The 13392-nt window shown below is 66.6% G+C and carries 13 protein-coding genes; 5 read left to right on the top strand and 8 right to left on the bottom strand.

Translation table 11 applies throughout. The annotated features are described in order from the left end of the window. Positions 1–21: 21 nt before the first annotated feature. Positions 22–459 carry a CBS domain-containing protein gene (locus U5N23_RS21585; RefSeq protein ID WP_322594792.1) on the bottom strand — a complete coding sequence of 146 codons (438 nt, stop codon included), beginning with the start codon at positions 457–459 and terminating at the stop codon, positions 22–24. 438 nt (positions 460–897) lie between these two features. On the opposite strand from U5N23_RS21585, the gene U5N23_RS21590 reads away from it, so the two are divergent. Together U5N23_RS21590 and U5N23_RS21595 are read left to right on the top strand one after the other, a co-directional pair. Then, positions 898–1191 carry a DUF4148 domain-containing protein gene (locus U5N23_RS21590; protein WP_322594793.1) on the top strand — a complete coding sequence of 98 codons (294 nt, stop codon included), beginning with the start codon at positions 898–900 and terminating at the stop codon, positions 1189–1191. 60 nt (positions 1192–1251) lie between these two features. After that, positions 1252–1545, top strand: coding sequence for a DUF4148 domain-containing protein (locus U5N23_RS21595; RefSeq protein WP_322594794.1), 294 nt, complete (start codon positions 1252–1254; stop codon positions 1543–1545). Positions 1546–1851: 306 nt separating this feature from the next. Here U5N23_RS21595 and U5N23_RS21600 read toward each other — a convergent pair whose 3' ends face one another. Genes U5N23_RS21600 through U5N23_RS21615 form a run of 4 tightly spaced genes read right to left on the bottom strand, consistent with a single transcriptional unit; the run spans position 1852 to position 5286 of the window. Further along, positions 1852–2865, bottom strand: a complete 1014-nt coding sequence (locus tag U5N23_RS21600; RefSeq protein WP_322594795.1) for a TRAP transporter substrate-binding protein — start codon at positions 2863–2865, stop codon at positions 1852–1854. A gap of 56 nt (positions 2866–2921) precedes the next feature. Further along, positions 2922–4217, bottom strand: a complete 1296-nt coding sequence (locus U5N23_RS21605) for a TRAP transporter large permease subunit (protein ID WP_322595542.1) — start codon at positions 4215–4217, stop codon at positions 2922–2924. Positions 4218–4222: 5 nt separating this feature from the next. Next, complete coding sequence (locus U5N23_RS21610) at positions 4223–4747, bottom strand: TRAP transporter small permease (RefSeq protein WP_322594796.1); 525 nt, start codon at positions 4745–4747, stop codon at positions 4223–4225. After that, positions 4744–5286, bottom strand: coding sequence for a gluconokinase (locus U5N23_RS21615; protein WP_416208647.1), 543 nt, complete (start codon positions 5284–5286; stop codon positions 4744–4746). Before U5N23_RS21615 ends, U5N23_RS21610 begins: the two co-directional genes overlap by 4 nt. A 168-nt stretch (positions 5287–5454) precedes the next feature. Here U5N23_RS21615 and U5N23_RS21620 point away from each other — a divergent pair, with 168 nt between their 5' ends. Further along, complete coding sequence (locus U5N23_RS21620; RefSeq protein WP_322594797.1) at positions 5455–6480, top strand: LacI family DNA-binding transcriptional regulator; 1026 nt, start codon at positions 5455–5457, stop codon at positions 6478–6480. Positions 6481–6613: 133 nt separating this feature from the next. On the opposite strand, the gene U5N23_RS21625 is transcribed toward U5N23_RS21620, so the two are convergent. Next, positions 6614–7561 carry a DUF6279 family lipoprotein gene (locus U5N23_RS21625; RefSeq protein ID WP_322594798.1) on the bottom strand — a complete coding sequence of 316 codons (948 nt, stop codon included), beginning with the start codon at positions 7559–7561 and terminating at the stop codon, positions 6614–6616. Between U5N23_RS21625 and U5N23_RS21630 the strand changes: the two genes are divergently transcribed. After that, the gene (locus tag U5N23_RS21630; RefSeq protein WP_322594799.1) at positions 7560–7712 is read left to right on the top strand and encodes a hypothetical protein; all 153 of its coding nucleotides are present in this window, start codon (positions 7560–7562) and stop codon (positions 7710–7712) included. The two genes, U5N23_RS21625 and U5N23_RS21630, sit on opposite strands and share 2 nt — an antisense overlap. A 109-nt stretch (positions 7713–7821) precedes the next feature. Here U5N23_RS21630 and U5N23_RS21635 read toward each other — a convergent pair whose 3' ends face one another. Continuing rightward, positions 7822–9471: a methyl-accepting chemotaxis protein gene (locus tag U5N23_RS21635; RefSeq protein WP_322594800.1), complete on the bottom strand. Its 1650-nt coding sequence runs from the start codon at positions 9469–9471 to the stop codon at positions 7822–7824. Positions 9472–10008: 537 nt separating this feature from the next. On the opposite strand from U5N23_RS21635, the gene U5N23_RS21640 reads away from it, so the two are divergent. Further along, positions 10009–11223: an MFS transporter gene (locus U5N23_RS21640; RefSeq protein WP_322594801.1), complete on the top strand. Its 1215-nt coding sequence runs from the start codon at positions 10009–10011 to the stop codon at positions 11221–11223. Between the two features lie 68 nt (positions 11224–11291). Here the strand turns inward: U5N23_RS21640 and U5N23_RS21645 are convergent, their stop codons facing one another. Beyond that, positions 11292–13049, bottom strand: a complete 1758-nt coding sequence (locus U5N23_RS21645) for a bifunctional protein-serine/threonine kinase/phosphatase (RefSeq protein ID WP_322594802.1) — start codon at positions 13047–13049, stop codon at positions 11292–11294. Positions 13050–13392 lie beyond the last annotated feature (343 nt).

A 13392-nucleotide genomic window follows, 5' to 3' on the forward strand; every position in this document is an offset into this window, starting at 1 on the left:
GGCCAGCGCCTTTTTTCATGCTCAGTGCGTCCCTGTGATGTATTGCTCCAGCTGCTCGATGATGAATTTCTGCTCGGAGATGATGTCCTTGACCAGGTCACCGATGGAGATCATGCCCACGAGCTTGCCGTCGTCCACCACCGGCAGGTGGCGCAGGCGTCCGGTGCTCATGATCTGCATGCACTGCTCGCTGGTCTGGTCGGGCCGCACAAAGCGCACGGCCGTGGTCATCACGTCGCGCGCCAGCGTGGCGGCCGAGGTACGGCCCAGGAGCGCGATCTTTCGCGCATAGTCGCGCTCGGTGAAGATGCCCACGATGGCGTCGTCCTCGGTGACCACCAGGGCACCGATGCCCTTGTCGGCCATGAGTTGCAGGGCCGCCAGCACGGAATCGGTGGGCCGGATGGTGTGCACGGTGGTGTCAGGCTTGGACTGGAGAATCTTGGCTACGACGGTCATGGAAACCTCCCTCTGAGAGACGTGAATTCGGGGCACGGGACCATTTCAGCCCATCTGCCTGCCGAGCGCAACCGGTAGCGTCCCATGCTGATGTTTCTGCGCTGTTGCATTGGCCTGCGGCCGAAACAAATCGAAAAGAAACGAAACCGCTTCGAGACCCCGATTAGGGGTTAACCCGGCACGATACACCCATGTTCAACGCGCTGACTCTCTCGGGAACAAGCCTGGTGGACACCGCAGGAACTCTGTGGATTGTTTCTGATACCGGAATAGTTAATTTGCGACTGAGTAGTTTTTCAATGAACGCTCCAGGCGTACAGTTCAACCCATCGATGAGCCGAACCCGCAAGGCGACTCACCGAACCCGGTTCAGCAGCTTGTTCGTATCGCAGCCGTTCCGGTTTTTTTGAGACGCTTTTTCATTCAAAGGACATCACCATGAACACGACCGCACGTTTCCTCTCCATCGCCGCTGTTGCCGCTTTCGCTTCTTTCGGTGCCCAGGCCGACGAAGCCGATGCTTCGCAATTCGCCACCCAATTCGAAACCAGCCGCACCCGCGCCGAAGTGGCCGCTGAAGCAGCTACCGTGGCCCAGACCCGCAGCATCGAGCCTGCTGGCTCCCGCGTGGTGACCTACAAGTCCACCGCTGATCGCGCTGCGGTTCGTGCCCAGGCTGCCGATGCCGTGCGCACCGGCCAGATCTCTTTCGGCGAAACCGGCGCCCTGTAAGCCGCCCCAGCCCTGAACCGAATCACCCCCCATTTTTTGATTTTTGACCGGAGTATCACCATGAACAACACCGCACGTTTCCTTTCCATCGCCGCCGTTGCCGCTTTCGCTTCTTTCGGTGCCCAGGCCGATGAAGCCGATGACTCGCAGTTCGCCCTGAAGTTCGACACGAACCGCACCCGCGCCGAAGTGGCTGCCGAAGCCGCCACCGTGGCTAAGACGCGCAGCATCGAGCCAGCAGGCTCGCGCGTCGTGACCTACCAATCGACGGCTGACCGTGCTGCCGTGCGTGCCGCCGCTGCCGAAGCCGTGCGCCTGGGCCAGATCCCTTCGGGCGAAATCGGCGCGATGTAATCCATCCGCCAGGCAGGGCAGCAGCAGACCGCACTGCAGCCACCCAAGCAAAAGGCCGGGGCCCCGCAAGGGGTCCCGGCCTTTGCAATTGGCGCAGCCTGCTTTTTCCCGCGTTGGCCGAACTGGCTTGGAACGGACAACAAAACTCAGCGAAGCGGTTCTGGCCAGGCGCTGCGTCGCAGGCAGTACGAGTAGTACGACAAGACGCGGCAACGACGCCAGAAGAGGTTTGCTAGGAGGCTGAATGGACCGCTGCGGCCGATTTGCACCCGACGATTTCCAAGTCCGACAGCCTCCTGGCCGCTCTTACTTGCGCGCCTGCGCCACGGCGCCCTGCACCTCCTTCCACAGGTCTTCACCCACGTTGGTGGCGATGCTGGCATTCACGGCGCCAAGCTTTTCGCGCATGCGGCTGGCTTCGGCGGACGACAGTTCGTTGACCTGCATGCCCTTGCCCTTCAAGTCGGCCAACGCCTTGTTGGCCTCCTCGCGGGTGTCCTGGCGCTCGAAGTCGCGGCTCTTCTTGGCGGCGTCGAGCAGCACCTTTTGCTCGGCCTTGGAGAGACCGTCCCAGTACTTCTTGCTGACCAACACGATCCAGGGGCTGTAGACGTGGTTGGTGACCGTGAGGTACTTCTGCACCTCGTAGAACTTGCTCGACAGGATGGTGTTGTAGGGGTTCTCCTGGCCGTCCACGGTGTTGGTCTCCAGGGCCGTGAACAGCTCCGAGAACGGCAGGGGCACGGCATTCGCGCCCAGGGTCTTGAAGCTGTCCAGGAACACGTTGTTCTGCATCACGCGCAGCTTGATGCCGTTCATGTCTTCGAGCTTGGTGACCGGGCGCTTGCTGTTGGTCAGGTTGCGAAAGCCGTTCTCCCAGTACACCAGGCCCACGAGGCCTTTTTCCTGCAGCTTGTCCATCACCTTCTGGCCCACGGGGCCGTCGAGCACCACGTCGGCCTCCTTGGCGTTGTTGAACAGGAAGGGCGTGTCCCAGATCGCCATCTCCTTGGTGATGCCCACCAGCGTGGCGGTGGAGCCGACCATCATCTCCTGCGCGCCGCCGATCAGCGCCTGCTGCATCTGCACGTCCGAGCCCAGTGCGGCGGCGCCAATGGCGCGCACCTTCATCTTGCCGCCCGAGGCCTTTTCGACCTCTTGCGCAAACAGCTTGGTGGCGCGGCCCTGGTTGGACACTTCGTTCAGGCCGTAGCCGAAACGGATGATGCGCGGCTTGAAGTCCTGGGCAGCGGCCTGGAACGAGGCGGCGACAGCGGCGACCGACAGGGCGGCCAGCAGGGTACGGCGGAAAGTCTTCATGGTTGTCTCCATTGGCAAGGAAAAGAAAGGCACGGAAAAGGAAAGGCGCAACGCCGTCACCGCATCCAGAGGACCGGTGCCGTCACGATCTGCGGGAACACCACCAGCAGCGCCAGGATCAGCACATAGGTGAACAGGAAGGGGCTGACGCCCTTGATGACGCTGTGCATCGAGATGCGGCCCACGCCGGCCACGACGTTGAGCACGGTGCCCACGGGCGGGGTGATCAGGCCGATGGCGCCGTTGAGCACGAACATCAGGCCGAAGTACACCGGGTCGATCCCGGCCTTGACGGCGATGGGCAGCATCACGGGCGCGAAGATCAGGATGGTGGGCGTGAGGTCCAGCGCGGTGCCGATGAGCACCAGCACGACCATCATCACCGCCATCAGCAGGCGCGGGTTCTCCACCAGCGGGCCGAGCCAGCCGGTCAGCACCGTGGGCAGGTCGGCCAGGGTGATCATGTAGCTGGCCACCTGGGCGCCGGCGCACAGGAACATCACGATGGCCGTGGTCTTGGCAGCGCGCACCAGCACGCCATAGATCTCGGGCACGCGCATCTCGCGGTGCACGAACAGGGCCACGGCCAGGGCATAGAAGGCCGCGACCACCGCCGCCTCGGTGGGCGTGAACACGCCGGACTTCATGCCGCCGATGATGATCAGCGGCATCAGCAGCGCCCAGAAGGCCTTGGCCGTGGCACGCAGGCGCTCGCGCAGCGGCAGCGGCGCGCGGCTCGGCGGCAGGTCGATGCCGCGCAGCACCCAGCGCCACGCGAAGATCAGTCCCGCGCCCATCATCAGGCCGGGCACGATGCCCGAGACGAACAGCGCCGAGATCGAGGTGTTGGTCGTCACGCCGTAGATCACGAAGGGCATGGAGGGCGGAATGATGGGCGCGATGATGCCTCCCGAGGCGAGGAGCCCGGCCGAGGTGTTCATCGGGTAGCCCTGCTGGCGCATCATGGGCAGCAGGATGGTGGCCAGCGCCGCCGTGTCGGCCAGGGCCGAGCCGCTCATGCTGGCCATGAGCACCGCTGCGCCGATGGCCACGTAGCCCAGCCCGCCGCGGATATGGCCGACCCAGGCCTGCGCCATGTCGATGATGCGCCGGCTGATGCCGCCGGAGTTCATCAGCTCGCCGGCCAGGATGAAGAAGGGCACGGCCAGCAGCGGAAAGCTGTCGACCCCGGCCACCAGGTTCTGGGCCAGCAATTGCGTGTCCCAGAAATCGAGCACCCAGGCCATGCCGGCACCGGTGAGCACCAGGGCCAGGCCCATGTTCATGCCCGTGCCAATAAACACCAGCATGCCCAGCGAGAAGATCAGAAAAGCCTGCGCTTCGGGACCCATGTCCATCACTCCACTTCCGCGCCGTGACCGAGGTCCAGCGGCTTGCGTTGAATCAATTCGATGAGCGCCATCACGCCGATGGCCACCGCACACAGCAGGGCCGGCAGCGGCAGCAGCGCGGCCGAGTAGCCGAGCACCACCGAATGGCTGCCCAGGCCCACCACCACCTGCTGCCAGGCACCCCAGGCCAGCATGGCGCAGGCGGTGATCACCAGCAGGCGGATGAAGGCAGAGAGCAGGCCGAAGGCCAGCGGCCGCTTGGCCAGCAGCCCGGCCAGGCTGGTGAAGGCCATGTGCTCACCCGCGGGGTAGGCGGCTGCAGCGCCGATGAACACCATCCAGACGAACAGCAGGCGCGACAGTTCCTCGCTGGCGGCGATGCCGCTGCCAAAGCCATAGCGCAGCACCACGTTGACGAAGACGGCCACGGCCATCACGCCCAGACAGCTGGCCATCAGCACCTGGGCCACCTTCTGGAAGCGGCCAATGGTGGCAGGCGCGGGATCGGGAAGGGAGGTGTTGGCGCTCATGGGGTGGTTTCCTGGTGGGCGGGCGCAAGCCAGGCGATGACCTGGGCCTGCAGCGTGGCGATGCTTTGCAGCGCATCCAGGCGCAGCACGCCGGGCTCGCCCACGGGCGACTCCAGCGTGGCGAACTGGCTGTCGACCAGCGTGGTGGAAAAGAAGTGGGTGTTCACCCGGGCTGCCACGCGCTCGCCGGCAGGGGCCCGGTCGATGTCGAGGAAGGCAAAGCGCACGCCGGGGCAGGCCGCGCGCAGTCGCTCGCGGTAGGCCTTCTTGAGGGCCGAGCAGGTGAGCACCGCGCCTGCTGGGTGGCCCTGCAGCAACTGGCCCAGGGTGGCCAGCCAGCCTTCGCGGTCGGCGTCCGCCAGGGCAATGCCCTGGCGCATCTTCTCGCGGCTGGCGGCGCTGTGGTGGTCGTCCCCTTCGATCAGGGGCAAGGCCTGGGCCTGCGCCACCGCGGCGCCCAGGCTGGACTTGCCGCAGCCGGCCACGCCCATGACCACCAGAAAGACCGGCGACGACACCGATGACGGCAAAGAACTCATATTGGTAGCGCTATCCAACAAACTTCAAAAAAACATCCCGGCGGGACGAGGGGAAAATTCATGTGCCATAAGGAAAAATGCCACACTACTGCGCGTGCCGGCCTTGCTCTTGCCTCTGGACAGCGCTATCCTAAATCCATCAGGCCATAACCACCCGAGGGAAAACCCTTGTCCAGACCCGAATCCAGGCGCCGTTCCAGCGGCCGCGTCACGCTCAGCCACGTGGCCGAGACAGCCGGCGTGAGCCCCATCACCGCCTCGCGCGCACTGCGCGGCGAGCGCGGCGTGGCCGACGAATTGGTGCAGCGCGTGAAGGCGGCTGCCACCCAGCTGGGCTATGTGCCCGACCCTGCGGCCCGCGCCCTGGCCTCGCAGCGCAGCGTGCAGGTGCCGGTGCTGGTGCCGCTGCTGTCCAACGCGCTGTTCGTGGACGTGCTCGACGCCGTGCACCGCACCCTGTTCCCGCATGGCTACCAGGCCCTGATCGGCGTGACCCACTACGACCCCGATGAAGAGGAACAGTTGCTGCGCACCTACCTGGCGCACCGCCCGGCAGGGCTGCTGGTCACGGGCTTCGACCGCACCGAATCCGCGCGCCAGATGATTGCCGCCAGCGGCGTGCCCTGCGTGCACCTGATGGAGATGACCACGGCGCCCGGCGTGTACTGCGTGGGCTTTTCGCAGCAGGACGCAGGCCACCGCATCACGGCCCACCTGCTCGAACGCGGCCGCCGGCGCGTGGCCTTTGTCGCCGCGCAGCTGGACCCGCGCACCATGCAGCGCGCCGAAGGCTACCGCCGCTGCCTCAAGGAAGCCGGCCTGCACGACCCGCACCTGGAACTGCTCAGTGCCCAGCCCTCCTCCATCCGCCTGGGGGCCGAGCTGTTCGAGCAGATGCTGCGCACCCAGCCCGATGTGGACGCCATCTTCTTTTGCAATGACGACCTGGCCCAGGGCGGCCTGCTGGCCGCGCAGCGCCTGGGCATTGCCGTGCCGGGCCAGGTGGCGGTGGCGGGTTTCAACGACCTGGCAGGCAGCGACCAGATGCTGCCCACGCTGACCACGGTGCGCACGCCACGCTCGTCGATCGGCGAGGCCAGCGCGCGCATGCTGCTGGCGCTGATGCGCGGCGAAGCACCCGCGCACAACTCGGTGAACCTGGGCTTCGAGCTGACGGTGCGCGAGAGCACCTGAAGGACCCCAAGACGGTGAAAATGGACCGCTGCGGCGGTTTTGCAGCCGACACGCCCCAAGCGCGACTGCCTCCTGGACAGAGTTTCTACACACGGGATGGATGAGACGACTGCGTCGACAAGCCTGGTGGCATTCAGCGACCCGTGGAAGGCGATGCCGAAGTTTCAGGACCTGCCGAGGCAACGCTGGTTGCAGCCCCCAGCGCTCTGGCGTCGACCTCCCAGCCGCGCAGTTTGTCGCGCGCATGGCGGCGCTGCTCGGGTGTGGTGCTGTTGTGCAGCTCGGCCAGCCAGGCGCAGTTGTTCTCCACCACCTTGCGCTGATAGGCTGCATACGCCGGACGCGGCGAGCGCAGCCAGTTGCCCATCAAGGCCTTGACCTGCGCCTGGGCGACCGGCGCCGCCAAGGCGCGACCGTCGCCGGTGAGCGAACGCAGCGTTTGCAGCGTGTCACGCTGGCGGGCCAGGCGCTCCTGCTGCCACACTTCAGCGTCGTAGGGCGACGCGGCCAGCGCCTTGGACAAGCGCTCTCGTTGCGCATCGTCCAGCCGGCCATAGAGCGTTTCAAGCCGCTCGACGGTACGCTTGTGCCGTTCCTCTCGGCGCTCCCCCAGGTCGGGCTGCAGGTAATCGTCGCGGAACTCCTTGTTGCTGCGCTCGTAGCGCTTCTCGATGTGGCGCAGTTGCCGTGGCCTCAGCGACACCACCAGCTCGGTCGCGGGCACCACGGCTTGCGCCAGCGCGGCCTCGGTGCGCAGGAGAAGTTCGGGCTCCCAGCGGCACAGCGCGGCGCCGGTGGTGTTGTCCATCACCTGCGTCTGCATGCGGGCCAACATCCCTGCGTACTCCGGCAGTTGCGTGCTGCGGTGCCAGCGGAACCAGGCGCCGATGGCGTCGCGGGTGCGGGGGCCCTGCTCGTCGTCCAGGTCGGCGTAGTTGTCGATCCACAAGGTGGTCCAGTTCGGGGCCTGGTTGTAGGCCAGCCGCACCACGGTGCAGCCGGCGAGAGCGAGTGCCAGCAGGCTGGCACCGACTATCCGCGCGCCCTTTCGCCATGGCGTTGCACAGAACGATTCGCGCATGATTCTCCACATGGTCCTGGTGGCTGCGGGCCAGGATACCCGCATGGCCTCCGATTCACCGGGCCAGCTGCAACGTGCGTTCGATGCCACCGCCTCGCTGCAGGCCAAAAGCACGAAATACGCTGATGGGCCCGGTGGCTTCACTTTCTGACCAGGTGGATGCGCGTGAGTTCCGACGGCTTGCAAAGCCGAAGCACGAATCCAGGCCATCGTGCTGCGCCGTTTCGCAGCCAGCACCGCAACGATTCGCATCCAACGGCTCAAGCCGAGGCGAGCGCCCTTTGCGAAGACGACGATTTCATGGCCTTGCGCAAGGCCACCGCGTCCTGGGCCTGGGCGGGCGCCGAGGCATCGAGGCGGAACACCGCCACGGTTTCGGTGACCGATTGGGCCTGGCCCTGCAGCTCCATGGCCGAGGCCGCGTTCTCCTCCACCAGCGCGGCATTCTGCTGGGTGATGGTGTCGAGCTGGGCCACCGCAGCGTTGACCTGTGAGATGCCGGTGAGCTGCTCGTTGGAGGCGTTGTGGATCTCGCCGATCAGCGTGTGTACCCGGCGCACCAGCTCCAGCGATTCGCCCATGGTCTTTTGCGCGGTGTCGGTCTTGTGGTGGCCCTCTTCCACCTTGGTGGCCGAATCGTCGATGAGCTGGCGGATCTCCTTGGCGGCCGACAGCGTGCGGTGCGAGAGGCTGCGCACCTCGGACGCCACCACCGCGAAGCCCCGCCCCTGGTCGCCCGCGCGCGCGGCCTCCACGGCGGCGTTGAGCGCCAGGATGTTGGTCTGAAAAGCGATGCTGTCGATGAGCTGGGTGATCTCGCCGATGCGGCCCGAGGCGGTCTGGATCTGCTTCATGGTCTCGGCCACGCCATCCACCGCTTCGTTGCTGCGCTCGGCCACCGAGGTCGCCTGCGTGGCCAGCACCGTGGCCTGGCGCGCCGACTCGGCCGTGTGCTTGACGGTGCCGGTGATCTCCTCCATCGACGCCGCCGTCTGCTGCAGGTTGCTGGCCTGGGTTTCGGTGCGCGAGGACAGGTCCTGGTTGCCCTGGGCGATCTCGCGCGTGGAGACCTGCATGCGCTCGCTCTCCTGGCGCGCATCGCGCACGATGGACAGCAGGTTCACGTTGAGCTGCGACAGCGCCTTCTGCAGGCTGCCCACGGTGTCGTCGCGCGAGACCTCGATCTTCTGTGTCAGGTCGCCTGCCGCCATGCGGTTGGCCCAGCCGAGCATCTGCGACAACGGCGCCACCGTGGCCTGGTGCAGGTACCAGGCCATGGCGAGCGCCAGCGCCAGCACGCCCACCCAGGCCAGGCCCGAGCCGAACGAGAAGTCATGCCCACCCACCTCCGCCGCACCCCAGGCAGCGAGCACCAGAACGAGCAGGCACAGGCACATCTTGCCCATGGGGCCGAACCGGAGCCGGGCCGCCAAGGCGCCCCAGGCGGTGTTTTTGACCAGGCGCCCGTTGCGCAGCACATGCACCAGGCTGCCGCGCTCCTTCTCGGCGCGCATGGTGGCGTAAAGCTGCTCGGCCGCCTGGATCTGCTCGCGCGTGGCCTCGGTGCGCACCGACATGTAGCCCGTGGGGTGCTCGCCCTGCATCAGCGGCGTGACATTGGCCATCACCCAATAGAAGCTGCCGTCCTTGCGGCGGTTCTTGACCGCTGCCGACCACGGCTGGCCGCTACCGATGGTCTCCCACATGTCGCGAAAGGCCTCCTCGGGCATCTCCGGGTGGCGGATCATGTTGTGGGGCTGGCCCAGGAGTTCCTCTTTCTCGTAACCACTGACCTCGATGAACATCGGGTTGCAGTAGAGGATGCGGCCTTTGAGATCGGTCGTGGAGACCAGGGTTTCGCCTTTGGGAAAAACGTACTCCTGGGCACTGACCGGCAGATTCACGCGCATTGGATTCCCTCCAAGGATGGCATCCCGTCCCCGCTGTCTGTGGCCATCCGACCCTGCAGCGGTAAAAACATCCTAGAAGCAATGCGCCCATCGCGCAAACAACATTTGCGCAAGGCAGGCATCCCCAGCCTGGTGCGGGACATGGTGCACGCCGGCACGCACCGGCTTCCACCGCGCACCATGCCGGGTCACTGGTGCTGGGGAAACAATCAAAATCAATAGCAGTCGACTGTTTGAGCACGGCATTTTGCCGGCAGTTTCGGTCCGTACCACCGAGCGCACCAACATTGGCACACGCCTTGCTTGGAATGCAGCACGGCCAAAGTTGGCCGTTTGTGTTGCCCGGTGCAAAGGCGCATCCGGCAGGCACAGGACGCAGGCGTCCCCATGGAGAGTCGTTGGCCATTGGCCGGCGTGCTCCGTGCGGACGCCTTTTTGTTTTTCCATTTTCCTTTCCGTTGCAAGCCACGGCACAGAGCAGCACTGCAGGCGGTCCTGCCGCCATGCAGGCAGACGCCCTTTCCACGCGAGACATCCATGCTTCAATTTCGGGACTTCTTCAAATCCGGCCACTCCCCCACGCTGTGGTCCGCGTTTCTCTATTTCGCCTTTTCGTGCGCGGTGTGGGTCATCAACGGTGCGATGGCGCCCTTCATCACCGAGAGCCTGAAGCTCACCCCCACGCAGATGGGGATCATGCTGTCCATCCCGATCTTCGCGGGCGCGCTGATGCGCTTTCCGCTGGGCATCCTGGCCCAGTACATCGGGCGCAAGAACGCCACGCTGGTGGAGATGGCCGGCATCTTCATCGCCATGGCCTACGGCTACCTGTTCGTCAACGACTACAACGACCTGCTGGCCATGGGCGTGCTGCTAGGCGTGGCGGGGGCCAGCTTCGGCGTGGCGCTGTCGCTGGGCTCGGGGTCCTTCCCACCGCGCTACAAGGGGCTGGCCATGGGCATCGTGGGCGCCGGCAACGTGGGCACCGCCGTGTCCGCGCTGCTGGCCCCCGTGCTGGCGCAGAAGTTCGGCTGGCAGTCGGTCTACGGCTTTGCCGCCGTGAGCGTGGCCATCCCCGCCCTCGTGATGGCCATCTATGCCAAGGAGCCGCCGGACCGGGCGCCCCACGCGTCCTTTCGCGAGCACATCGCCTGCCTGTTCGAGAAGGACGGCTGGGCCTTCAGCCTGATCTACGCCGTGACGTTCGGCGGCTTCATCGGCCTCATCGCCTTCATGCCCACCTACTTCTATGACCAGTTCGGCGTGAGCAAGGTACAGGCCGGCCAGTTGACGATGATGGCCGCCTTTCTGGGCGCGGCACTGCGTGTGTTCGGCGGCTGGCTGTCGGACCTGTGGGGCGGCGTGAACACCCTGACGGGCGTGCTGGCCATCACCACGGTGAGCCTGGTGCTGTGCGGGCTGGCCGAGAACTCGCTGCCGGTCACGATGCTGCTGTTCCTGGTGTGCTTTGCCGCACTGGGCGCGGGCAACGGCGCGCTGTTCCAGCTGGTGCCCCTGCGCTGGCCCCTGTCCACCGCCGTGGCCGGCTCCATGATCGGCGAGATCGGCGCCCTGGGCGGCGGCTTGATCCCCAACGCCATGGGGCTGTCGCGCCAGTACAGCGGCACCTACCTGTGGGGCTTCGTCTCCATCGCCGTGTGCGCCGCCGCCATGCTGGTGCTGCTGCGCGTGATGCAGATCCGCTGGACCCGGACCTGGGCGGAGAAAGGGGGGCGTGCGCGCAGCGCATGACCGGCGCCAGCCAGCCGACGCGTAGCGTTGCCAGCACTTTCGCTAAAAGGGTGATCGCGCGCGCAAGCTCATCTCGGCAAGAACAACACCCAATACACCAGCAGCAGATTCACCAGCACGCTCACCGCCAGCGCGATCTTCCAGATCGCCGTGGCGTCGCGCTGCACCAGCGGCACCGCCGGCGCATGCGCATTCAGGGGCCGCGAGGCGCCGCGCTCCAGCGCCAGCAGCAGTTCCTCGGCGGTCTCGAAGCGCTGGGCGCGGTTGCGCGCCACAGCCTTCAAGGCGATCTGGTCCAGCCAGATGGGCACCTCGGGGTTGTGGCGGCTCGGGGCCACGGGGTCGCGGTGGTAGCGCCCGATCTGGTAGGGCACCACCTCGCCATAGGGCAGGCGCCCGTGGCTGAGCAACTGGTACAGGGTCACGCCCAGCGCGAACAGGTCGCTGCCGGCATCGGGCATCTGCCCGGTCTCGCCATCGGCACTGCGCTCGTAGCCAGGCCACTGCTCGGGGTTCATGTAGCTCGGCGTGCCGGCATGCAGCAGGCGCGTGGCCTCGGGCTCGCGGCCACTCAGCGCCACGCCCAGGTCGAGCACGCGCAGCACGCCGTCGTCGCCCAGGTGCAGGTTGTCGGGCTTGATGTCCCGGTGCACCACGCCCTGGCGGTGCAGCAGGCCCAGCACGCGCACGGCCTGGGTGAGCACGCCCACCGTGCGCGCCACGCCAAAGGGCTGGCGCCGGCGCAGTTGCTGCCCCAGGGTCTCGCCCCGGTGCCAGTCGTACAGCAGGTAAAAGAAGCTGCTGCTGGCGCCTGATGCGGCAGCAGGCCAGTCGTTCAGGCAGGCCAGGTGGGGCGCAGCGCTGCCCGACTGCATGCGCCGCGCCACCCAGGCCTCGTGCGCCAGCGTGGCGCGCTCTTCGCCGTCGTGCGCGCGCTGGGGGTTCAGGGTCTTGAGCGCATACAGGCGCTGGGTGGCGGGGTCGCGCACCTGGTAGATGCGGTGGATGCCGCTGTCGGCCACCAGCGCGGTGACCACCAGGCCATCGACCGCATCGCCCACCTTGAGCAGGGGCAGCACCGGCAGTTCCTGCGCGCGCCGCGATTCGTCCTGCAAGGTGGCCTCGAGCACGCCACGCACCTGCACGGCCATGGCGGTCACGTTGTCGCTGCTGCCCCGGCGCAGGGCCGTGCGCACCAGTTCCTCGCAAAGCGCCTGCGGCGCCAGGCCCTGGCGCATCAGGCCGCGCAGCTCGCGCTCGGGCAGGCTGCCGTGCACGCCATCGGACACCAGCAGGAACAGGTCGCCGGTCTGCAGCTCGCCCTGGCTGTAGTCCACCACCACATGGTCGTCGAGCCCCAGGGCACGCGTGAGCTGGTGGGCGAACTCGCGCTGGGCGATCACATGGTCGGCCGTGAGCTGCTGCAGCCGCCCGCCGCGCAGCAGGTAGGCGCGCGTATCGCCCACATGCGCCACGGTGAAGGACTGGCCGCGCAGCACGAGGGCCGTGAGCGTGGTCAGCCCCACGACGGGCTGGCGCCGCCGGTTCATGGCGGCCAGCCAGGCGTTGTGGGCACAGAGGATGCGGTCCAGGGCCACCGTGGTGTCCCAGGTCTCGGGGGTGGCGAAGTAGTCGGACAGCAGCGTTCGCACGGTGGTCTGCGCCGCCTCGCGCCCATTGCCACCCGCGCTCACGCCGTCGGCCAGAGCGGCAATGGCGCCGCGGGCATGGTCGCGCCCCCGGCCCTCGACCAGGGCGGCAAAGTCCTCGTTGCCGTCCTTGCGGCCGGCCTGCGAGACGCAGCCGAAATCCAGTTCAAAGCTCATGCACCATGGGCAAGCATCTTTCGTGCCCAAGCTGGTGCAAACAACCACCATCAACGCACTCCGACCAGGCGACAGGGCGCCAAAATCCCCATCATGGTGCGATGCAACATGGTGCGCAGGGGGCCGCATGAGGGCCCGCCCCCCGAACATCCGGAAAAGGAGGGATGCCCCGGATCGGGGCGCTGCCTTGGCACACGCATTGCTTAGTTGGAGGCACGGCCCGCAAGGGCCCCGCGGGCCCCCGGTGCAATGGCGCACCCCGGCCTGCAAGGACGAAGGCGTCCCCACATGCGGTCTCGAGCGATCTCGAAGCAGCATGGTGTGGGCGCCTTTTTTGTTTTCG

This window comes from Acidovorax sp. (assembly GCF_034519795.1).
In the GTDB taxonomy this organism is placed as follows: Bacteria; Pseudomonadota; Gammaproteobacteria; order Burkholderiales; family Burkholderiaceae_C; genus Acidovorax.

What these genes read in the sequence shown, in the direction of transcription:
- U5N23_RS21585 (WP_322594792.1), bottom strand. Translation starts at nt 459, where the DNA reads ATGACCGTCGTAGCCAAGATTCTCCAGTCCAAGCCTGACACCACCGTG.
- U5N23_RS21590 (WP_322594793.1), top strand. Translation starts at nt 898, where the DNA reads ATGAACACGACCGCACGTTTCCTCTCCATCGCCGCTGTTGCCGCTTTC.
- U5N23_RS21595 (WP_322594794.1), top strand. Translation starts at nt 1,252, where the DNA reads ATGAACAACACCGCACGTTTCCTTTCCATCGCCGCCGTTGCCGCTTTC.
- U5N23_RS21600 (WP_322594795.1), bottom strand. Translation starts at nt 2,865, where the DNA reads ATGAAGACTTTCCGCCGTACCCTGCTGGCCGCCCTGTCGGTCGCCGCT.
- U5N23_RS21605 (WP_322595542.1), bottom strand. Translation starts at nt 4,217, where the DNA reads ATGGGTCCCGAAGCGCAGGCTTTTCTGATCTTCTCGCTGGGCATGCTG.
- U5N23_RS21610 (WP_322594796.1), bottom strand. Translation starts at nt 4,747, where the DNA reads ATGAGCGCCAACACCTCCCTTCCCGATCCCGCGCCTGCCACCATTGGC.
- U5N23_RS21615 (WP_416208647.1), bottom strand. Translation starts at nt 5,286, where the DNA reads ATGAGTTCTTTGCCGTCATCGGTGTCGTCGCCGGTCTTTCTGGTGGTC.
- U5N23_RS21630 (WP_322594799.1), top strand. Translation starts at nt 7,560, where the DNA reads ATGATTCTCCACATGGTCCTGGTGGCTGCGGGCCAGGATACCCGCATG.
- U5N23_RS21625 (WP_322594798.1), bottom strand. Translation starts at nt 7,561, where the DNA reads ATGCGCGAATCGTTCTGTGCAACGCCATGGCGAAAGGGCGCGCGGATA.
- U5N23_RS21635 (WP_322594800.1), bottom strand. Translation starts at nt 9,471, where the DNA reads ATGCGCGTGAATCTGCCGGTCAGTGCCCAGGAGTACGTTTTTCCCAAA.
- U5N23_RS21640 (WP_322594801.1), top strand. Translation starts at nt 10,009, where the DNA reads ATGCTTCAATTTCGGGACTTCTTCAAATCCGGCCACTCCCCCACGCTG.
- U5N23_RS21645 (WP_322594802.1), bottom strand. Translation starts at nt 13,049, where the DNA reads ATGAGCTTTGAACTGGATTTCGGCTGCGTCTCGCAGGCCGGCCGCAAG.